At 71.7% G+C, this 19,902-nt stretch carries 20 protein-coding genes, 1 pseudogene and 1 riboswitch; of the genes and pseudogenes, 3 read left to right on the top strand and 18 right to left on the bottom strand.

Features of this window, described 5'->3' with window-relative positions; translation table 11 throughout:
• Positions 1–36: 36 nt before the first annotated feature.
• The 9 genes from mihF to pyrR all read right to left on the bottom strand — a co-directional run bounded on the left by mihF (position 37) and on the right by pyrR (position 10,888).
• Positions 37–363: an integration host factor, actinobacterial type gene (mihF, locus tag ACH4E7_RS15600; protein WP_030290269.1), complete on the bottom strand. Its 327-nt coding sequence runs from the start codon at positions 361–363 to the stop codon at positions 37–39.
• A gap of 405 nt (positions 364–768) precedes the next feature.
• Entirely contained in the window at positions 769–1,602 is an 834-nt protein-coding gene (gene pyrF, locus ACH4E7_RS15595) for an orotidine-5'-phosphate decarboxylase (RefSeq protein ID WP_396249559.1), read from the bottom strand.
• Positions 1,603–1,655: 53 nt separating this feature from the next.
• A complete protein-coding gene (locus ACH4E7_RS15590) occupies positions 1,656–2,759 on the bottom strand; it encodes a quinone-dependent dihydroorotate dehydrogenase (protein WP_396249558.1) in 1,104 nt (367 codons plus the stop codon).
• Positions 2,760–2,896: 137 nt separating this feature from the next.
• The gene (gene carB, locus ACH4E7_RS15585; RefSeq protein ID WP_396249557.1) at positions 2,897–6,205 is read right to left on the bottom strand and encodes a carbamoyl-phosphate synthase large subunit; all 3,309 of its coding nucleotides are present in this window, start codon (positions 6,203–6,205) and stop codon (positions 2,897–2,899) included.
• Positions 6,198–7,370 carry a glutamine-hydrolyzing carbamoyl-phosphate synthase small subunit gene (gene carA, locus ACH4E7_RS15580; RefSeq protein WP_396249556.1) on the bottom strand — a complete coding sequence of 391 codons (1,173 nt, stop codon included), beginning with the start codon at positions 7,368–7,370 and terminating at the stop codon, positions 6,198–6,200. Before carA ends, carB begins: the two co-directional genes overlap by 8 nt.
• Entirely contained in the window at positions 7,367–7,966 is a 600-nt protein-coding gene (locus ACH4E7_RS15575; protein ID WP_396249555.1) for a hypothetical protein, read from the bottom strand. The genes carA and ACH4E7_RS15575 overlap by 4 nt, the downstream gene beginning before the upstream one ends.
• The gene (locus tag ACH4E7_RS15570; RefSeq protein ID WP_355674903.1) at positions 7,963–9,267 is read right to left on the bottom strand and encodes a dihydroorotase; all 1,305 of its coding nucleotides are present in this window, start codon (positions 9,265–9,267) and stop codon (positions 7,963–7,965) included. The genes ACH4E7_RS15575 and ACH4E7_RS15570 overlap by 4 nt, the downstream gene beginning before the upstream one ends.
• A complete protein-coding gene (locus ACH4E7_RS15565; protein WP_396249554.1) occupies positions 9,264–10,259 on the bottom strand; it encodes an aspartate carbamoyltransferase catalytic subunit in 996 nt (331 codons plus the stop codon). Before ACH4E7_RS15565 ends, ACH4E7_RS15570 begins: the two co-directional genes overlap by 4 nt.
• A 5-nt stretch (positions 10,260–10,264) precedes the next feature.
• Complete coding sequence (gene pyrR, locus ACH4E7_RS15560; protein WP_396249553.1) at positions 10,265–10,888, bottom strand: bifunctional pyr operon transcriptional regulator/uracil phosphoribosyltransferase PyrR; 624 nt, start codon at positions 10,886–10,888, stop codon at positions 10,265–10,267.
• A gap of 332 nt (positions 10,889–11,220) precedes the next feature.
• On the opposite strand from pyrR, the gene ACH4E7_RS15555 reads away from it, so the two are divergent.
• Positions 11,221–11,724, top strand: coding sequence for a transcriptional regulator (locus ACH4E7_RS15555; protein WP_030056198.1), 504 nt, complete (start codon positions 11,221–11,223; stop codon positions 11,722–11,724).
• Positions 11,725–11,893: 169 nt separating this feature from the next.
• Here the strand turns inward: ACH4E7_RS15555 and ACH4E7_RS15550 are convergent, their stop codons facing one another.
• The 7 genes from ACH4E7_RS15550 to ACH4E7_RS15520 form a co-directional block, all read right to left on the bottom strand.
• Entirely contained in the window at positions 11,894–12,814 is a 921-nt protein-coding gene (locus ACH4E7_RS15550) for a hypothetical protein (RefSeq protein ID WP_396249552.1), read from the bottom strand.
• Between the two features lie 178 nt (positions 12,815–12,992).
• Positions 12,993–13,820 carry a thioesterase family protein gene (locus ACH4E7_RS15545; protein WP_396249551.1) on the bottom strand — a complete coding sequence of 276 codons (828 nt, stop codon included), beginning with the start codon at positions 13,818–13,820 and terminating at the stop codon, positions 12,993–12,995.
• A 124-nt stretch (positions 13,821–13,944) separates the two neighbouring features.
• Entirely contained in the window at positions 13,945–14,382 is a 438-nt protein-coding gene (nusB, locus tag ACH4E7_RS15540; protein ID WP_355669803.1) for a transcription antitermination factor NusB, read from the bottom strand.
• 4 nt (positions 14,383–14,386) lie between these two features.
• Entirely contained in the window at positions 14,387–14,950 is a 564-nt protein-coding gene (efp, locus tag ACH4E7_RS15535; RefSeq protein ID WP_355669804.1) for an elongation factor P, read from the bottom strand.
• Positions 14,951–15,029: 79 nt separating this feature from the next.
• Positions 15,030–16,136, bottom strand: a complete 1,107-nt coding sequence (locus ACH4E7_RS15530; protein WP_396249550.1) for an aminopeptidase P family protein — start codon at positions 16,134–16,136, stop codon at positions 15,030–15,032.
• Between the two features lie 113 nt (positions 16,137–16,249).
• Positions 16,250–16,378 carry a hypothetical protein gene (locus tag ACH4E7_RS15525; protein WP_396249549.1) on the bottom strand — a complete coding sequence of 43 codons (129 nt, stop codon included), beginning with the start codon at positions 16,376–16,378 and terminating at the stop codon, positions 16,250–16,252.
• Positions 16,379–16,570: 192 nt separating this feature from the next.
• Entirely contained in the window at positions 16,571–16,708 is a 138-nt protein-coding gene (locus tag ACH4E7_RS15520) for a hypothetical protein (RefSeq protein WP_396249548.1), read from the bottom strand.
• Between ACH4E7_RS15520 and ACH4E7_RS15515 the strand changes: the two are divergent.
• Positions 16,683–16,919, top strand: a pseudogene (locus tag ACH4E7_RS15515) (EamA family transporter); the annotation flags it as partial. The gene ACH4E7_RS15520 and the pseudogene ACH4E7_RS15515 overlap by 26 nt on opposite strands.
• A gap of 8 nt (positions 16,920–16,927) precedes the next feature.
• Here the strand turns inward: ACH4E7_RS15515 and ACH4E7_RS15510 are convergent.
• Entirely contained in the window at positions 16,928–18,037 is a 1,110-nt protein-coding gene (locus tag ACH4E7_RS15510) for a HoxN/HupN/NixA family nickel/cobalt transporter (RefSeq protein WP_396249547.1), read from the bottom strand.
• A 31-nt stretch (positions 18,038–18,068) separates the two neighbouring features.
• Positions 18,069–18,262, bottom strand: a riboswitch (cobalamin riboswitch).
• Positions 18,263–18,343: 81 nt separating this feature from the next.
• Between ACH4E7_RS15510 and ACH4E7_RS15505 the strand changes: the two genes are divergently transcribed.
• Positions 18,344–18,727: a metalloregulator ArsR/SmtB family transcription factor gene (locus tag ACH4E7_RS15505; protein WP_355669809.1), complete on the top strand. Its 384-nt coding sequence runs from the start codon at positions 18,344–18,346 to the stop codon at positions 18,725–18,727.
• A gap of 341 nt (positions 18,728–19,068) precedes the next feature.
• Here ACH4E7_RS15505 and ACH4E7_RS15500 read toward each other — a convergent pair whose 3' ends face one another.
• Positions 19,069–19,878 carry an Fpg/Nei family DNA glycosylase gene (locus ACH4E7_RS15500; protein WP_396249546.1) on the bottom strand — a complete coding sequence of 270 codons (810 nt, stop codon included), beginning with the start codon at positions 19,876–19,878 and terminating at the stop codon, positions 19,069–19,071.
• Positions 19,879–19,902: the final 24 nt, after the last annotated feature.

Below are 19,902 nucleotides of genomic sequence, written 5' to 3'. Positions count from 1 at the left end.
CGGATCGCGGACGATCCCGGGACCACGGGGGCACGGTCAGGCGGCGCCACCGCCGAACTCCCGCTCCAGGGAAGCGATCTGGTTCGTGCCGAGACCCCGGACACGCCGGCTCTCGCTGATGCCGAGGCGCTCCATGATCTGCTTGGCACGGACCTTGCCGACGCCCGGAAGGGACTCCAGCAGGGCCGAGACCTTCATCTTGCCGATGACGTCGTTGTCGTTCTTGCCGGCCTTGATCACCTCGTGCAGGGAGGCGCCGGAGTGCTTGAGCCGGTTCTTGACCTCGGCGCGCTCCCGGCGAGCCTCGGCGGCCTTGGCGAGCGCGGCGGTGCGCTGTTCAGGGGTAAGGGGCGGAAGAGCCACGCCGTTCACCTCAGGGTGTGGAAGGAAGGGATTGAGCTATGACTGGTTCGGTACGCAGGACACCGTCCGCAAGGGGAGCCCAATGGGGAACCACAGGGCCCTGACCTGCGGGAGCTACGAGTTTCGCGGCTCGCCGGTGACCTATCGCCGGACACTACCCGCATTGCGGCGCCACGTCAGGAAAAGAACACGAAAAGTCCTGGTCAGCCAAGGCCGACCAGGACTTTCCGGGGCAAAATGACCGCGATTGCGAAACTTTGACAGGGTCGATGTGACGGCGCTCACGTCAACTCCGGTGCCGCCGCGCCGTCCTGCGGACACTGCGGACGGTCACCGTCCGGCTACCCGCCGACGGCCGCCGACATCCGCAGGCCACGCTCCGCCACATGACGGCCGGCCGCGGGGCTACTTGACGGCGTCCGCGAACTCGCCCACGAAGCGGGCCGCCGCCTCGCGCAGCGCGGCCACCGAGGGGCCGTGCTTGAGCACGTCCCGGCTGACGCTCGGCACCACGTTGATCACCGAGGCGCCGAACACCCGCGGCAGGTCCGCCATGGTCGCGCCCTGGGCGCCGATCCCGGGGGCCAGCAGCGGGCCGTTGATGGCCAGCTCCACGCCCGCGTCGGCCAGCGTCGCGCCGACCACCGCGCCGAAGGAGCCCAGCGGCGCGGCGTCCCCGTTCTCGGCCGCCAGGTGCCGCAGCACCGTCGCCGCGACCGACTCGCCGTCCGCGCCGACCGCGCGCTGCACCTCGGCGCCCTCCGGGTTGGAGGTGAGCGCCAGCGCGAACACGCCGCAGCCCTGCTCGCGGGCCAGGTCCAGGGCCGGGCGCAGCGAGCCGAAGCCCAGGTACGGGCTGACCGTCACGGCGTCCGAGAACAGCGGGCTCGCGGGCGACAGGAAGGCCTCCGCGTAGGCGGCCATGGTGGAGCCGATGTCGCCGCGCTTGGCGTCCATCAGGACCAGCGCACCGGCCGCCCGGGCCTCCTCGACGGCCTTCTCCAGTACCGCGACGCCCTTGCTGCCGAAGCGCTCGAAGAAGGCGGCCTGCGGCTTGAGCACGGCCACCCGGTCGGCCAGCGCCTCGACCACGGTGCGGCTGAAGGCCTCCAGCCCGGCGAGGTCGTCGCCGAGCCCCCAGGCGGCGAGCAGGGAGGCGTGCGGGTCGATGCCGACGCAGAGCTGGCCGCGGGTGTCGAGGGCCTGGCGCAGGCGGGCGCCGAACGGGGCGAGGGTCATGTCGTCCTTTCCAGGATTTCCGGAACCGATCAGGCCGGTATCGATGAGAGGGGTCACGAGCTGCGCACGGCGCTGCCGACGGCCGCCGCCAGGTTGCGGAAGCCCGCCGCGCGGACCCGGGCGGAGAGGCCCCGGTGGATCCGGCGGCACCAGAACGGGCCCTCGTAGATGAAGGCGCTGTAGCCCTGGACCAGGTCGGCACCGTGGATGATCCGCTGCCAGGCGTCCTCGGCGGTCTCCACGCCGCCGACCGAGACCAGCGTCAGCCGGCCCCCGGTGCGGGCGCGCAGCCGCTGCAGCACCTCCAGGGCGCGGGCCTTGAGCGGGGCGCCGGACAGGCCGCCCATGCCGATCTGCTCGACCCGCTCGGCGTCGGCCCGCAGGCCCTCGCGGCCGATCGTGGTGTTGGTGGCGATGATGCCGTCCAGGCCCAGCTCCAGGGCGAGGTCGGCGACCGCGTCGATGTCCTCGTCGGCCAGGTCGGGCGCGATCTTGACCAGCAGCGGCACATGGTGCGCGGTGGTGCGGTCGGCGGCCTCGCGGACGGCGGCCAGCAGCGGGCGCAGGTGGTCGACGGCCTGCAGGTTGCGCAGCCCGGGGGTGTTCGGCGAGCTGACGTTGACCACCAGGTAGTCGGCGTACTTGGCCAGCCGCTCGGTGGACTTGACGTAGTCGGCGACGGCGTCGGCCTCCTCGACCACCTTGGTCTTGCCGATGTTGACGCCGATCACCGGGGTGGAGCTGGTGTGCGGGCGGGCGGCCAGTCGGGCGGCGACCCGGGCCGAGCCCTGGTTGTTGAAGCCCATCCGGTTGATCAGCGCGCGGTCCTCGACCAGGCGGAACAGCCGGGGGGCCGGGTTGCCGGGCTGGGGCTCGCCGGTGATGGTGCCGATCTCGACGTAGTCGAAGCCGAGCATGGCCAGGCCGTCGATGCCGACGCCGTTCTTGTCGAAGCCGGCCGCGAGGCCGAACGGGCCGGGCAAGTCGAGGCCGAGGGCCCGGGTGTGCAGCGCCCGGTCACGCGGGGCGAGGACCAGCCGCACCAGGGTGCGCAGGCCGGGCACCGAGGAGGCGAGCCGGATCCAGAAGAAGGCGAGGTGGTGCGCCTTCTCGGGGTCCATCCGCTTGAAGACAAGGTCGAACAGAAGCTTGTACAAGGTGGTCAACTCCGAAAGCAGGCAGCGGAATTCAGGGCCCGGGCGTAGCCCGTCGGCTGAAGGGCGACGGCGGGCGACGGGCGGGCATGGAAGTGGGGGGCACCAATCCGGCTCCGGTGCCCCCCACTGCGGTGGTGCTACTTGCGGCCGGCGTTGATCAGCTCGGCGTGCTCCTGGAGCGACATCACCCCGACCTCGTCGCGCAGTTGCGCGTCCATGCCCTGGACGGCCGCGCCCATCGCCTGGACGGTGGTCAGGCACGGGACCCCGCGGGAGACGGCCGCGGTGCGGATCTCGTAGCCGTCGAGGCGACCGCCGGTGCCGTACGGCGTGTTGATGATCAGGTCGACCTCGCCGTCGTGGATCAGCTGGACGATGGTCTTCTCGCCGTTCGGGCCCTCGCCCTCGCTGTGCTTGCGCACCAGCGTGGACGGGATGCCGCCGCGCTGGAGCACCTCGGCGGTGCCGGCGGTGGCGAGCACCTCGAAGCCCAGGCCGACCAGCGCCCGGGCCGGGAAGACCAGGTTGCGCTTGTCGCGGTTGGCGACCGAGACGAAGACCTTGCCCTTGGTCGGCAGCGCGCCGTACGCGCCGGACTGCGCCTTGGCGTAGGCGGTGCCGAAGACCTTGTCGATGCCCATGACCTCACCGGTCGAGCGCATCTCCGGGCCGAGCACGGTGTCCACGCCGCGGCCGTGGATGTCGCGGAAGCGGCTCCACGGCATCACGGCCTCCTTGACCGAGATCGGGCAGTCGGCGGGCAGCGTGCCGCCGTCGCCCTCGGCCGGGAGCAGGCCCTCGGCGCGCAGCTCGGCGATGGTGGCGCCGAGCGAGATCCGGGCGGCGGCCTTGGCCAGCGGCACGGCGGTCGCCTTGGAGGTGAACGGGACGGTGCGGGAGGCCCGCGGGTTGGCCTCCAGCACGTAGAGGATGTCCCCGGCCAGCGCGAACTGGATGTTGATCAGGCCGCGGACACCGACACCGCGCGCGATGGCCTCGGTGGAGGTGCGCAGGCGCTTGATGTCGTAGCCGCCGAGGGTGATCGGGGGCAGCGCGCAGGCGGAGTCGCCGGAGTGGATGCCGGCCTCCTCGATGTGCTCCATGACGCCGCCGAGGTAGAGCTCGGTGCCGTCGTAGAGCGCGTCGACGTCGATCTCCACCGCGTCGTCCAGGAAGCGGTCGATCAGCACCGGGTGCTCGGAGATCAGACCGGCGTGCCGCTCCAGGTAGGAGGCGAGCGAGGCCTCGTCGTAGACGATCTCCATGCCGCGGCCGCCGAGCACGTAGGACGGGCGGGCCAGGACCGGGTAGCCGATCTCGTCGGCGATCGCCTTGGCCTCCTCGAAGGAGAAGGCGGTGCCGTGCTTGGGGGCGGGCAGGCCGGCGTCGCGCAGCACGCGGCCGAAGGCGCCGCGCTCCTCGGCGAGGTCGATGGCCTCGGGCTGGGTGCCGACGATCGGCACGCCGTTGTCCTTGAGCGCCTGGGCCAGGCCGAGCGGGGTCTGGCCGCCGAGCTGGACGATCACACCGGCCAGCGGGCCGGCCTGCTGCTCGGCGTGGACGATCTCCAGCACATCCTCCAGGGTGAGCGGCTCGAAGTAGAGCCGGTCGGAGGTGTCGTAGTCGGTGGAGACGGTCTCCGGGTTGCAGTTGACCATCACGGTCTCGTACCCGGCCTCGGCCAGCGCGAAGGAGGCGTGGACGCAGGAGTAGTCGAACTCGATGCCCTGGCCGATGCGGTTCGGGCCGGAGCCGAGGATGATCACGGCCGGCTTGGTGCGCGGGGCGACCTCGTTCTCCTCGTCGTAGGACGAGTAGAAGTACGGGGTCTTGGCGGCGAACTCGGCGGCGCAGGTGTCGACGGTCTTGAACACCGGGCGGATGCCGAGCGCGTGGCGCACCTCGCGGACCACGTCGGAGCGCAGGCCGCGGATCTCGCCGATCTGCTGGTCGGAGAAGCCGTGCCGCTTGGCGTGGCGCAGCAGCTCCGGGGTCAGCTCGGCGGCCTCGGCCATCTCGCCGGCGATCTCGTCGAGCAGGAAGAGCTGGTCGACGAACCACGGGTCGATCTTGGTGGCCTCGAACACCTCCTCCGCGGTGGCACCGGCCCGGATGGCGTCCATCACGGTGTTGATCCGACCGTCGGTCGGCACGGCGGCCTTGACCAGCAGCTCGGCCTTGTCCCCCACCGGGGTGGTCCAGCTGAACTGGGAGCCCTTCTTCTCCAGCGAGCGCAGCGCCTTCTGCAGCGCCTCGGGGAAGTTGCGGCCGAGCGCCATGGCCTCGCCGACGGACTTCATGGTGGTGGTCAGCGTCGCGTCGGCGCTCGGGAACTTCTCGAACGCGAACCGCGGCACCTTGACGACGACGTAGTCGAGGGTCGGCTCGAAGGAGGCCGGGGTCTCCTCGGTGATGTCGTTGGGGATCTCGTCCAGGGTGTAGCCGACGGCCAGCTTGGCGGCGATCTTGGCGATCGGGAAGCCGGTGGCCTTGGAGGCGAGCGCCGAGGAGCGGGAGACGCGCGGGTTCATCTCGATGACGATGACCCGGCCGTCGACGGGGTTGACGGCGAACTGGATGTTGCAGCCGCCGGTGTCGACGCCGACCTCGCGGATCACGGCGATGCCGATGTCGCGCAGGATCTGGTACTCGCGGTCGGTGAGGGTCATCGACGGGGCGACGGTGATCGAGTCACCGGTGTGCACGCCCATCGGGTCGAAGTTCTCGATGGAGCAGACGACCACGACGTTGTCGCTCTTGTCGCGCATCAGCTCCAGCTCGTACTCCTTCCAGCCGAGGATGGACTCCTCCAGGAGCACCTCGGTGGTCGGCGAGAGGGCCAGGCCCTGGCCGGCGATGCGGAGCAGGTCCTCCTCGTTGTGGGCGAAGCCGGAGCCGGCGCCGCCCATGGTGAAGGAGGGGCGCACCACGACCGGGTAGCCGCCGAGCGTGTCGACGCCGGCCAGCACCTCGTCCATGGTGTGGCAGATGACCGAGCGGGCGGACTCGCCGTAGCCGATCTTGGCGTTGACGGCCTCGACGACGGCCTTGAACAGGTCGCGGTCCTCGCCCTTGTTGATCGCCTCGACGTCGGCGCCGATCAGCTCGACGCCGTACTTCTCCAGCGTGCCCGCCTTGTGCAGCGCGATCGCGGTGTTCAGCGCGGTCTGGCCGCCCAGGGTCGGCAGCAGCGCGTCGGGGCGCTCCTTGGCGATGATCTTCTCGACGAACTCCGGGGTGATCGGCTCGACGTAGGTGGCGTCGGCGATCTCCGGGTCGGTCATGATCGTGGCCGGGTTGGAGTTGACCAGCACGACCCGCAGGCCCTCGGCCTTGAGGACGCGGCAGGCCTGGGTGCCCGAGTAGTCGAACTCGGCGGCCTGGCCGATGACGATCGGGCCGGACCCGATCACCAGGACGGACTTGATGTCAGTGCGCTTAGGCACGCTGGCCCTCCATGAGCTTCACGAAGCGGTCGAACAGGTAGGCGGCGTCGTGCGGGCCGGCGGCCGCTTCAGGGTGGTACTGCACGCTGAAGGCGGGCACGTCGAGCGCCTGCAGGCCCTCGACCACGTCGTCGTTGAGGCAGACGTGGGAGACCTCGACCCGCCCGTAGGGGGTGTCGCTCACCTGGTCCAGCGGCGCGTTCACGGCGAAGCCGTGGTTGTGGGCGGTCACCTCGACCTTGCCGGTGGTGCGGTCCTGCACCGGCTGGTTGATGCCGCGGTGGCCGTACTTGAGCTTGTAGGTGCCGAAGCCCAGGGCACGGCCGAGGATCTGGTTGCCGAAGCAGATCCCGAAGAACGGGGTCTTGCGCTCCAGCACGCCCTGCGCGACGGCGACCTGGTGGTCGGCGGTGGCCGGGTCGCCCGGGCCGTTGGAGAAGAAGACGCCGTCCGGGTTGACCGCGTAGACGTCCTCCAGGGTGGCGTCGGCCGGCAGCACGTGCACCTCGATGCCGCGCTCGGCCATCCGCTGCGGGGTCATCGCCTTGATGCCGAGGTCCAGCGCGGCGACGGTGAACCTCTTCTCACCGATCGCGGGCACGACGTACGGCTCGGTGGTGGCCACCTCGGCGCACAGGTCGGCGCCCTTCATCTCGGGCGACTGCTGCACCCGGGCGAGCAGGGCGGCCGGGTCGGCCAGCGCCTCGCCGGAGAAGATGCCGCAGCGCATCGCGCCGCGCTCGCGCAGGTGGCGGGTCAGCGCGCGGGTGTCGATGCCGCTGATGCCGACGATGCCCTGGTCGGCCAGCTCCTCGTCCAGCGAGCGGCGGGAGCGCCAGTTGGACGCCACCCGGGCGGGGTCGCGCACGACGTAGCCGGCGACCCAGATCCGCTTGGACTCGTCGTCCTCGTCGTTCCAGCCGGTGTTGCCGATCTGCGGGGCCGTCATCACGACCACCTGGCGGTGGTACGACGGGTCGGTCAGGGTCTCCTGGTAGCCGGACATGCCGGTGTTGAAGACCGCCTCGCCGAAGGTCTCGCCGATCGCTCCGTAGGCCTGGCCGCGGAAGGTCCGGCCGTCCTCCAGGACGAGCACGGCGGCAGCACGATCGAAGAACGGGCGCTCCCGCCGTTGGCGCTGCGTGGTGGGGGCAGGTGCGGTCATTGAGCGGCCTCTTCCGTCTTCGTCTTCGTACGTGTTGCAAGCTGAGCGATCGCCTCGATCCAGGCGGTGTGCTCATCGGGGTGGTCGGCCCGGAAGCCGGAGTCCAGCTCGGTGCCCTCGTGCGTCCAGGTGACGACGAGCAGCCCGGAGGGGACGACCTTGCCGGCGATCCCGGAGTCCGTCCGGGCACCCGTCAGGTGCTCGGCCGGGATCCAGAGATCGGTGTCGCCGGGGCGCTTCACCAGCAGGCCGTCCTCGCCGAGGGTGAGGTCGGCACGGCTGCGGGTGCCCAGGCCGTGCGCGACGACCCGGTCGAGCCAGTCACCGGCGGTGGTGGTGCCGTGGTACCGGCCGCTGGTCTCCAGGATGGTCCGGCCGGCGTGGGCCGGCACGGCGGGCAGCGGGGGGATGCCGGACTGCAGGGTGCGCCGCCAGTTCCAGCCCTGGCGCATCAGCCAGTAGACCAGGCCGATGATGATCAGCAGTCCGATGGTCCAGCCGATGTACCCGGGCCAGTTGGTGACCTTCGCCTGCTCCTTGGCGAGCGTGGCGTACGCCGTCACCGCGCCGCTCGCTCGCTCGGCGAGGTCGGTCATGCCAGGCCGCCCTGCTCGGCCAGCTCGCCGGCCAGCACGGTGGCGCGACCGCGCAGGAAGGTGGCGTGCACCCGTCCGGGCAGGTCCAGACCCTTGTAGGGGGTGTTGCGGCTGCGGGTGGCGAAGTTGTCCGGGTTCACGGCACCACGGTACGCGGGATCGAACAGCACCAGGTTCGCCGGCTCACCAGCCGAGATCGGCCGACCGTGCCCGGTGAGACGGCCGATCCGGGCCGGACGGTGCGACATCCGGTCCGCGACGCCCTCCCAGTTCAGCAGGCCGGTGTCGACCATGGTCTGCTGGACGACCGACAGTGCGGTCTCCAGGCCGACCATGCCCATCGCGGCCACGGCCCACTCGCAGTCCTTGTCCTCGGCCGGGTGCGGCGCGTGGTCGGTGGCGACGGCGTCGATAGTGCCGTCGGCGAGCGCCTTGCGCAGCGCCTGGACGTCCTCGGCGGTGCGCAGCGGCGGGTTCACCTTGTACACCGGGTCGTAGGAGCGGACCAACTCGTCGGTGAGCAGCAGGTGGTGCGGGGTGACCTCGGCGGTGACGTCCCAACCCTTGGCCTTGGCCCAGCGGATGATCTCGACCGAGCCGGCGGTGGAGACGTGGCAGACGTGCAGCCGGGAGCCGACGTGCGCGGCGAGCAGCACGTCGCGGGCGATGATCGACTCCTCGGCGACGGCCGGCCAGCCGCCGAGCCCGAGCTCGCCGGAGACCTGGCCCTCGTTCATCTGGGCGCCCTCGGTCAGCCGCGGCTCCTGGGCGTGCTGGGCGACGACGCCGTCGAAGGCCTTGACGTACTCCAGGGCGCGGCGCATCAGCACCGCGTCGTCCACGCACTTGCCGTCGTCCGAGAAGACCCGGACGCCGGCGGCGGACTCGTGCATCGCGCCGAGCTCGGCGAGCTTCTTGCCCTCCAGGCCGACGGTGACGGCGCCGACCGGCTGCACGTCGCAGTAGCCGGCCTCCTGGCCGAGCCGCCAGACCTGCTCGACCACACCGGCGGTGTCGGCCACCGGGGTGGTGTTGGCCATCGCGTGGACGGCGGTGAAGCCGCCCATCGCGGCGGCCTGGGTGCCGGTGAGCACGGTCTCGGCGTCCTCACGGCCGGGCTCGCGCAGGTGGGTGTGCAGGTCGACCAGGCCGGGCAGGACGATCATGCCGGTGGCGTCGATCTCGATGTCCGCCTCGACCGCCAGGCCGGTGCCGATCGCCTTGACGACACCGTCGGCGAGGTGGAGGTCCTGCGGGGCGCCGCCCAGGATCTTGGCGTTGCGGATCAGGTAGCTGGTCACTGAGCGGTCTCCACGGAGTCGGTGCGGGGGGCGGCGGGTTCGGCGGGACCGTCGGCGAATACGGCTCCACCGAGCAGCAGGTAGAGGACGGCCATCCGGACGGAGACGCCGTTGGCGACCTGCTCGACCACGGTGCAGCGCGGCGAGTCGGCGACCTCGGCGGTGATCTCCATGCCGCGGACCATCGGGCCGGGGTGCATCACGATGGCGTGCTCGGGCAGCTGGGCCATCCGGATGCCGTTCATGCCGTAGCGGCGGCTGTACTCGCGCTCGGTCGGGAAGAACGCGGCGTTCATCCGCTCGCGCTGCACCCGCAGCATCATCAGCGCGTCGGTCTTGGGCAGCACGCTGTCGAGGTCGTAGCTGATCTCGCAGGGCCAGTTCTCGATGCCGATCGGCAGCAGGGTCGGCGGGGCGACGAAGGTGACCTGGGCACCGAGGGTGGTCAGCAGGTGCACGTTGGAGCGGGCGACCCGGCTGTGCAGGATGTCGCCGACGATCGTGACCCGGCGGCCCGCGAGGTCCTTGCCGAGGCCCGCGTTCAGGTGGCGGCGCATGGTGAAGGCGTCGAGCAGCGCCTGGGTGGGGTGCTCGTGGGTGCCGTCACCGGCGTTGATCACGCTGCCGTGCAGCCAGTCGGACTGGGCCAGTCGGGCCGGCGCGCCCGAGGCGTGGTGGCGGATGACGACCGCGTCGGCCCCCATCGCCTGCAGGGTCAGCGCGGTGTCCTTGAGGCTCTCGCCCTTGGAGACCGAGGAGCCCTTGGCGGAGAAGTTGATGACGTCGGCGGAGAGCCGCTTCTCGGCGGCCTCGAAGGAGGTCTTGGTGCGGGTGGAGTCCTCGAAGAAGAGGTTGACGACGGTGCGGCCGCGCAGCGTGGGCAGCTTCTTGACGGCCCGGCCGGAGAGCTGGGCCAGCTCCTCGGCGGTGTCCAGGATCAGCAGCGCGTCGTCGCGGCTGAGATCGGCGGCGGAGACGAGGTGGCGCTTCACGCGGGTTACTCCGGGAGGTGCGGTTCGGTGGGCTGGGAGGCCAGGGCCTGCGAGCTGCGGGCGGTGTGGTCGCGGTCGCCGACCAGGACGGCGTCCACGCCGTCGGTGTCGGACAGCCGCACCTGCACGGCCTCGCGCAGCGAGGTGGGGAGGTTCTTGCCCACGTAGTCGGCTCGGATCGGCAGCTCGCGGTGGCCTCGGTCGACCAGGACGGCGAGCTGGACGGCGCGCGGGCGGCCGATGTCGCTCAGCGCGTCGAGCGCGGCGCGGATGGTGCGGCCGGAGAAGAGCACGTCGTCGACCAGGATCACCAGCTTGCCGTCGATGCCGCCGGGCGGGATCTCGGTGTGCTCCAGGGCGCGGGCGGGCTTCAGCCGCAGGTCGTCCCGGTACATGGTGATGTCCAGGGTGCCCAGCGGGATCTCGCGCCCGGTGATCTGGGCCAGCCGGCCGTGCAGGCGGCGGGCGAGGTGGACGCCCCTGGTGTGGATGCCGAGCAGCACGACGTCCTCCGCGCCCTTGGCGCGCTCGACGATCTCGTGTGCTATCCGGGTGACGACCCGGGCGATGTCCGTGCCGTCCAGCACCTGGTGCGGCGGCCGCGGCGTCGGTTCTTGGTGTGCGGTCATGCCGAAGCGGACCTCCTTCCCCGCCTCACGGGACGGGCCTTAAAGGATGTCTGGGATCTGCCCCCGCCTAACCGGGCGTGGGCTTCGGGTCATCCTATCAGCGCCCCGGGAGGCAAATGGACATCCACCGTTCCGCTTCATCGGGTTAACGCCCTGGACGCGCCGATGATGCGGGCCATTCGCACGAGTGCCCCATTCGGCTTGACGCAACTACCTTACTCTACGTAACCTCACAGTGAGTTACGAGACGGCCGTCGAACCCACCGGTAAGGGCGTCGACAATCGCCCGTGACCCACCACTGAACGCGAAGCAATCTCGTCCGGGGAGATCAATGTCCAGCGACTACGCGAAGCAGCTCGGAGGCAAGCTCCGAGCGATCCGCACTCAGCAGGGGCTCTCCCTGCACGGTGTCGAGGAGAAGTCCCAGGGGCGCTGGAAGGCAGTCGTCGTCGGCTCGTACGAGCGCGGCGACCGTGCGGTCACCGTGCAGCGGCTGGCCGAGCTCGCCGAGTTCTACGGCGTCCCGGTGCAGGAGCTCCTGCCCGGCGGTACCCCGGGCGGCGCCGCCGAGCCGCCGCCGCGCCTGGTCCTCGACCTGGAGAGACTGACCCAGGTCCCGTCCGAGAAGGCCGGCCCGCTGCAGCGCTACGCGGCGACCATCCAGAGCCAGCGCGGCGACTACAACGGCAAGGTGCTCTCGATCCGCCAGGACGACCTGCGCACGCTGGCCGTGATCTACGACCAGTCGCCGTCGATCCTCACCGAGCAGCTGATCTCCTGGGGCGTGCTCAACCCCGACGCGCGCCGCGCGGTGCGCGAGGAGGACGCGAGCTGACGCTCGCCGCACCGGCTCCCATCGATGGAAGCCAGCACGCGTTTCACCAGTGCTGGCAAGCAGAAACGTCACGGCGCGGCCTCCCGGATCCGGGGGCCGCGTCGCGGCGTTGCGGTGACCGCCGCCTCGCCTTCGGCACCGGTGCGCCCTTCGGCCCGGCAGCAGGGGTTCAGCAGACCGTGCCCAGGCTGTAGCCAGGCTGCGCCGCCACCCCGTCCAGCCGCACCGGCCGGGCGGTCGGCGCCCAGTCCGGCCCGCCGCTCGACCAGGCCCAGGCGGCCGGCAGGTACTCCCCGCAGGAGGCGGCCGAACCCTGCGAGCCGTGCAGCACCGCGACGCCCGGCAGCTCCAGCGCCAGCCCGGTGCACAGCACCGCGCAGACCAGCTCCAGGTCCTCGTCGTTGATCCGCACCACGCCGTCCTCCCACTGCAGGACCCGGGCCGCGGCGGTGAGCTTCCCGTCCGGCGCGTCCACCCGCAGGCGCAGCTCGTACACCCCGGCGCCCGCGCCGACCAGCATCCGGCGGAACACCTCGCCCCCGCGCTGGTAGGCGGCGCGTACCCAGCGAACGTGCTCCTCGTCGATCTCGCCCGCGCCCCCGTACAGGCCACCGTCCAGCAGCAGGTCCGCGTGGCAGAGCGTCAGCCCGTTCTCCCGGGCCCTCACCAGGCGCGGCACGAAGTCCCCGGCCAGCTCCTCGCCCCGGTAGGCCAGCAGCTGGGTCTGCAGCGGCGGGTTGACCAGGTAGCGGTCGCGGGAGGCGGGCTCGGCCGGGTCCAGCAGGTGCAGCAGGCAGAACTCCTCGAAGTCCTGCGGGTGGAACATCCGGGCCCGGACGGTCTCGAACCGCTCCAGGGCGTCGGCCAGCAGTTCGGCGGTGTCAGCCAGGTAGCGCTCGTAGTCGGGGGCGTCGGTCACACCCCAGGCCCGGGCCCGCCGGAAGTCCGCGGCGTTGGTGAGCACCCCGATGACGAACGCCTGCTCGGCCCCCTCGACCGGCCGCGGCCGGTGCGGCGCCCGCAGCGCGGGCCGCAGGCCGCCGGCGGTGCAGTCGGAGTTACGGCGGGCGCGGCCCTTGCGGCTGGTCATCGAGGCTCCTGGCGTCGGCGGGCGACCGTCGGCGGTGACGGTCAGCGGCGGGGGCTCGCCGCTGACCGTGTTACTCCCCAGTTCCGCGCGCCACACACGTACGGCGTGTCACAGGAATGTAACCACCGGTAATACCGGTGGCCGCCTCCGCGTCACCTCACGCCGGATCCCAGTCACCTCACGCCGAACGCGGCACCCGGGCCAGCTGGCGGGACTGGGCGACCAGGCGGCCGGCCTCGTCCCAGATCTCGGCGTCCTCCTCGAAGTAGCCGCCGGCGAGGTTGCGGGTGGCGTGGGTGACCCGCAGCCAGCCCGGGGCCGGCTTGGCCCGCAGGTGGACGGTCAGCTCGATGGTCGGGGCCCAGCCGGGCACGCCGAGGTCGAAAGTGACCGGCGGCAGCGCGTCGGCGACCAGCAGGAGCAGCAGCGGGTCGGGCTCACGGCCGTCGCGGAGCCGGAACCAGCCCTGGATCCGCCCGTTGCCGGAGGGCTGCCCGAGCGCCCAGCCGACGGTGGCCGGGTCGAGCCGCAGGTCGAAGCGCTCCAGCAGGGCGGCCTGCTCGATCAGCTGCTTGGGCGCGTGCTCGACGCCGATGCACTGGTCCGGCGGCGGCAGCTGCGGCGGGGTGGCGCTGGTGCGCACCTCGCCCTCGGCGGCGGCGAGGTCGCCGTGGCTGGCCACCACCCGCAGCCGCTCGACGCCGTCCTGGCTGAGCGAGGCGGTGCCGGTGGACAGGCCGCGACCGGTGCGCAGCACCTCGGTGCGGACGGTGGCCGGACCGGGCGTGGAGGCGGACAGGTAGTAACCGCTGATCGACACCGGGTCCGGGTGCTCGCCGTGCTCCAGCGACAGCGCGTGTCCGGCCACGGCGAGCAGCAGGCCGCCGTTGACCCCGCCACCGATCTGCCAGCCGGCACCGAGCTCGGCGTCGTAGCGGCCGGACTCCTCGGGATGTCTGGTCAGGGCGATGCCCTGGTCGAACTCGCTGCGGATCGCGGTGGTCATGGAGGTGGCCTGCCCTTCAAGTTACTGGCGAGTAGGGCTCCACATTACGCCTGCCGACCGAAACGCGAAACGGCCGCCGGACCCGAGATCTCGGGTCCGTCGGCCGTCTGCGGGGCATCACCGGTTACCGGCGGATGCTCGGCTTCAGCTCCAGGAAGCGGGCGAGCAGACCGTTCACGAAGGCCGGGGAGTCGTCCGTGGAGAACTCCTTGGCGATCTCGACGGCCTCGTCCAGGACGACCGCGTCCGGGACGCCGTCCTCCCAGATCAGCTCGTACGCGCCGAGCCGCAGGACGTTGCGGTCCACGATCGGCATCCGGTCGAGGGTCCAGCCCACCGCGTACTGCTCGATGAGCTCGTCGATGCGACGAGCGTGCTGGACGTACCCCTCGATGAGCTCCATGGTGTACTCGCCCACCTGCGGGGTGCCCTCGTCGGGCTTCGGCTCGCGGGCGCGGGCCACCCAGTCGGCGAGGACCTGCTGCGGGTCGACCCCGCGGTGGTCGGCCTCGAAGAGGATCTGGAAGGCCCGGGTACGGGCCTTGCTACGTGCGGCCGACACGGACTTACTTCACCCGGCCGAGGTAGCTGCCGTCGCGGGTGTCGACCTTGACCTTCTCACCGGTGGTGATGAAGAGCGGCACCTGGATCTCGGCGCCGGTCTCCAGGGTGGCCGGCTTGGTGCCACCGGTGGAGCGGTCGCCCTGGACGCCCGGCTCGGTCTCGGCGATGACCAGCTCGACCGCGGCCGGGAGCTCGATGTACAGGACCGCGCCCTCGTTGGTGGCGACCAGGGCCTCGAAGCCCTCCAGCAGGTACTTGGCGGCGTCGCCGACGACGGCCGGCTCGACGGTCAGCTGGTCGTAGGTGTCCATGTCCATGAACACGAAGTTCTCGCCGTCCTTGTACGAGAACTGCATGCCGCGCTTGTCCACGTTGGCCGTCTCGACCTTGGTGCCGGCGTTGAAGGTCTTGTCGACGACCTTGCCGGTCAGGACCTCCTTGAGCTTGGTACGCACGAAGGCCGGGCCCTTGCCGGGCTTGACATGCTGGAACTCGACGACGGACCAGAGCTTGCCGCCCTCCAGCTTGAGGACCATGCCGTTCTTGAGATCGTTCGTGGAAGCCACGGGCGCACTTACTCCTGGATATAGCTGTCAAGGAACCAAGGGTTCGCGTCCTGCCGCCGACGGCCTTCGGGGGCCGCCGTCACAGGGCGAGGAGCTCCTTGGTGGTGATGGTGAGCAGCTCGGGCCCGCCCTCCTCGAGGGGGCGCACGACGAGCGTGTCCTCGATCCGGACCCCGCCCTTGCCCGGGAGGTGCACCCCTGGGCCGACGGTGACCGGCACGCGGCTGTCCAGTTTACCCATGTCCGACGGACCGAGGCGCGGCGCCTCCCGGATCTCCAACCCGATGCCGTGACCCACCGGGTGCGGCGAGGCCTCGGCGTGGCCCGCCGCCTCCAGGACCTGCCGGGCGGCCCGGTCGGGTACGCACTGCTCCACACCCGGCCCGAGCGCCTCCCGGCCGGCCCGCTGGGCGCGGAACACCAGCCGGTGCAGCTCGACCTGCCAGGGCTCGGGGGCGGCGCCGATCACGAAGGTCCGGGCGGTCGAGATGCCGTAGCCGCGGTACTGGGCGCCCATCACCACGGTGAGGAAGTCGCCCTCCTCCACCCGGCGGTCGGTGGGCTGGTGGGCGGGCCGGCCGGAGTGGTTGCCGGTGCCGACCGAGACCGGGAAGGCGGCCCGGTCGGCCCCGTGGTCGATCATCCGGCGCTCAAGCTCCATCGCGAGGTGCCGCTCGGTACGGCCGACCAGGATCGACTCCAGCAGCTCGCCGAGCGCCTGGTCGGCGATCTCGGCGGCGATCCGCAGGTCGGCGATCTCGTGCTCGTCCTTGACCACCCGCAGCCGCTCCACCACCTGGCCGAGGTCCGCCAGCCGGGCGCCCTCCGCCACGCCCCCCACCGCCCGGTGCCGGGTGACGGACAGGTCGTGCTCCTCCACCGCCAGGTCCCGCACCCCCAGCCGCGCGGCGGCGGCCGCGGCGGCCAGCGCGGTGTCCGCCCCGGCCGACACCGGCACCTGGGTGACGTCCGCGACGATCAGGTGCTCCCCCGAGTCGTCCGGCGGCAGGTCGTCCGGCAACGCGAGCAGCGCCCGCTCCCGGGTCAGCAGCAAGGTCGCCCCACAGGGCGCGCAGCCCGTCAGATACCGCACGTTCGCCGCCCGGGTGACCATCGCCGCATCGGCCCCGGCCGCACTGCAGTGCTCCCTCACCCGCTCCCGCCGACCCGCGTACGTATCCACCATGCGTCGAGCCTACGAACCCCCACCCCAAACCGCCCGCCGAGCGCCGCCGAGGGGGCACGGGCGCTTCCCCCCGAGACCCGGCGAGCCCGTGGCAGACGGACCGGGAACGGGGATCAGCAGGAGTGGGACGGGGTCGAGTACGAGATGTAGAGGCCGCCGTTCGGGTCACTCGCGGTCACGGTCTCCCAGACGCACGTCCCCACCCCGTTCACTCGTACCGGCCCGGCGAACGTGGAGAACATGCCGTTGTCAGGCGTGCCGGTCTCCTCACGGCCGTTCGTGATCCGGAGCGTCGTCCACCCCGTGGCCCCTAGTGAACTGCGCCCCGCGATCAAGCTCCGCTCCACCGCCGCTACGGCAACCGGCACTGACGGCAGGCCGAAACGGTGCCCCCCACCCCGGGGAGGCGCCGTTTCGGCCTGCGACAAGCCGCCTCAGCGCGGCGGCGGGACCGACACCACCATGGTCAGCCGCAGCACCCGCTCCCCCGCGTTGCGGTAGACGTGCGCGTACGAGGCGTCGAAGGAGACCGTACTGCTGCCGGAACTGCGCTCCCGGCTGCCCCTGCTCACCGGCATCGGGCTGGCCGACGTCGCCGGCAACGCCACGTACGCGGCGGCCTCGCACGGCGGCTCGGCGGCGGTGGCCGCCGTGCTCGCCTCGCTCTACCCCGTGGTCACCGCGCTGCTGGCGCGCGGGGTCCTGAAGGAGCGGCTGCGCCCGGTCCAGGTGGTCGGCGCCGGGCTCGCCGTCGCGGGCACGCTGCTACTCGCGGCAGCGTGACCGACGGGCTACTCCGCGGGCGTCCAGCGCTTCTCGACGCCGGCCAGCTTCCAGTACGCGATCGCGATCGCCCACACCACCACGAACAGCCCGGCGATCGCGTACCCGACGTTGTCCAGTGAGATGTCCGCGATGAACCCGGTGACCGGGTCGGTCAGGTCGAGCTTCTCGTGCAGCACGCCGACCAGCTCGATGGTGCCGATGATGAAGGCCACCGCGATCGACAGCCCGGTGATGGTCAGGTTGTAGTACACCTTGCGCACCGGGTTGGAGAAGGCCCACTGGTACGCGAAGTTCATGAACGTCCCGTCCAGGGTGTCGAAGAGGCTCATCCCGGCCGCGAAGAGCAGCGGCAGGCAGACGATCGCGTACCAGGGCAGCCCGGCCGCCGCACCCGAGCCGGCCATCACCATCAGGGTGACCTCGGTCGCGGTGTCGAAGCCGAGGCCCAGCACCATGCCCACCGGGAACATCTGCCCGGGCCGGGTGATCGAGCGGGTCGCCCGGTTCAGCACCCGGGCCATGAAGCCGCGCGAGTTGAGGTGCTGCTCCAGCTCCGCCTCGTCGTACTGCCCGGCCCGCATCGCCCGGAACACCTTGATGATGCCGATCAGCGCCGCCAGGTTGAGCGCGCCGATCAGGTAGAGGAAGACGCCGGAGGTGGTGGTGCCGACCATCCCGAGCCACTTGTGGGTGGTCGACTCGTCGTCCATCAGCGTGTTCGCCAGCTGGGCGCCGCCCGCCACCAGGGCGGCCATGATGACCACCATCGAGGAGTGCCCGAGGGCGAACCAGAAGCCGACCGAGACCGGCCGCTTGCCGTCCGCCATCAGCTTGCGGGTGGTGTTGTCGATCACCGCGATGTGGTCGGCGTCGAAGGCGTGCCGCATGCCGAGGGTGTACGCGGTGATACCCAGGCCCACCCCGAAGACCTGGGTACCGACCGCGTAGTTGTGGGGCGCGACCAGGAAGATGAGCGTCCCGAAGGCCACCACGTGCATGGCCAGGATCACCCCCATCAGCCCGGCCGTACGGATGGTGTCCTCGCGCTTCCACCTGAAGGTGGGCAGGACGGAGGGGGCCGCCTCAGCAGGAGTGGCGGTTTCGGGCAGGGTCATCTTCGGATCACGCTCCAGCACCTCGTGGAAAGACTTCGTGAGATGCCGTGGCCGGTCTCCTGGCTTACGGGGCTTCCGGACCCGCCTTCCCAGGCGCACGAGGCGCCCAGTGGCATGTGGGTTCGGACAACTCTCCCCCGATCACAGTGGCGAGGGCCGCTCCGGACTGGGACCCCTGAGGGTCCGTCACCGGTCTTCCCGAGCACCACGGCGGGGAACACCGTAGGGGCCCGACGCCACCCTCGCAAGGTTGCGCACCTGTGCAGGTGTTCAGGATCACAGGCCCCTGCCTGCAAGAATGTGCGCATGCATCTCGTACCGGCCGACCGCGCGGGCCACCGCACCATCGACGGGCACCGGGTCTGCGAGGCCATCGCCGCCATCGGCGACACCGCGCACGTCCGGTCCTGGGCCGAGCGGTTCTCCCTGCTCTCCGACCCCGGACGGCTCGCCCTGCTGCTCGCCCTGCACCGGGCCGGGCCGCTCGCCGTCACCGACCTGGCGGTTGCCACCGGCATGCGCGACCCCGCCGTCTCCCAGGCCCTGCGGCTGCTCCGTACAGCGGGCGTGGTCACCGGGGAGAAGGACGGACGCGTGGTGCGCTACCGGCTCGTGGACGACAGCATGCGCCCCCTCCTCGACGAGTGCGCCGCCGCCGAGCACCACGAGCCCACCGCCGCCGCGGGCTGACCGACACTCGGGGCCGCCCGTCCCGCGTGAAGCGGCACCGGGAGCCGCCCGGTTGAGCACGATGTGCCGCCGAGGCCGCCCTCCTTGACCCGGCCCAACGCCCCGGCCCAACGCCCCGGTCAGCGAGGCGAGTTCCGGCTCGCGGGTGACGGCGGGACGGCGCGGCGGCCCGACCTGACGAGATCTCGGCACCGGCTCGGGCTGGTGGAGGTGCAGCGCCCTCCGATGCTGTCGGCCTGCACCACCTGGCCGCCCACCGTGGTGCCTGACACGATGAACGGCACTTCGCGCCGATCCATCCGTCGGCTCCCCCGCACCCGGCCGACGGGCGGATCAGCTGGTCAGGCCGTCTGGCAGGTCGGGCACCAGAACAGGTTGCGGGCGGCGTGCTCCTCGGTCCGGACGTTCGTGCCGCAGACCAGACAGGGCATCGCGGCGCGGCGGTAGACGTAGACCTCGCCGCCGTGGTCGTCCACCCGGGGCGGGCGGCCCATCGCCTCGGGGGTGTGCTCGGGGCGGACGGTGTCGATCCGGCCGGCGGCGACGCCCTCGTGCATCAGGGCGACCAGGTCGGCCCAGATCGCGTCCCACTCGCGGCGGGTGAGGTCGCGGCCGGCCCGGTGCGGGTTGATGTTGTGCCGGAACAACACCTCGGCGCGGTAGACGTTGCCGACGCCCGCCAGCACCTTCTGGTCCATCAGCAGCGCGGCGACGGTCGTCCGGCTGCCGGATATCCGGCGCCAGGCGGCCTCCGGGTCGGCATCGGCGCGCAGCGGGTCGGGGCCGAGCCGGGCGGCGACGGCGGCCTTCTCGGCGCCGGTGATCAGCTTGCAGGTGTTGGGGCCGCGCAGGTCGGCGTAGCCGTCGTCGTTGGCCAGCCGCAGCCGGATCAGGCCGACCGGGTCGGGTGCGGGGCCGGTGCCGAAGGTGATGCCGCCGTAGAGGCCCAGGTGGATGTGCACCCAGGCACCCTCCTCGAAGCCGAGGAAGAGGTGCTTGCCGGTGGCCTCGGCGCCGGTGAGCAGCTGCCCGTCGATCACCTTGGCCTCGTCGGCGAACCGGCCCTGCGGGCTGGAGACCTGGACCGGGCGGTCGCCGAAGGCCTTCCGGTTCTCTACGGCGAGGCGGTGGATGATGTGGCCTTCCGGCACGGGCGCCAGCTCCCCCAGAAGTAG

The organism is Kitasatospora sp. NPDC018058 (assembly GCF_044327205.1).
Lineage (GTDB): Bacteria > Actinomycetota > Actinomycetes > Streptomycetales > Streptomycetaceae > Kitasatospora.
Note: the sequence above shows the minus strand (reverse complement) of the source record. Positions and strands in the feature narration are given on the sequence as shown.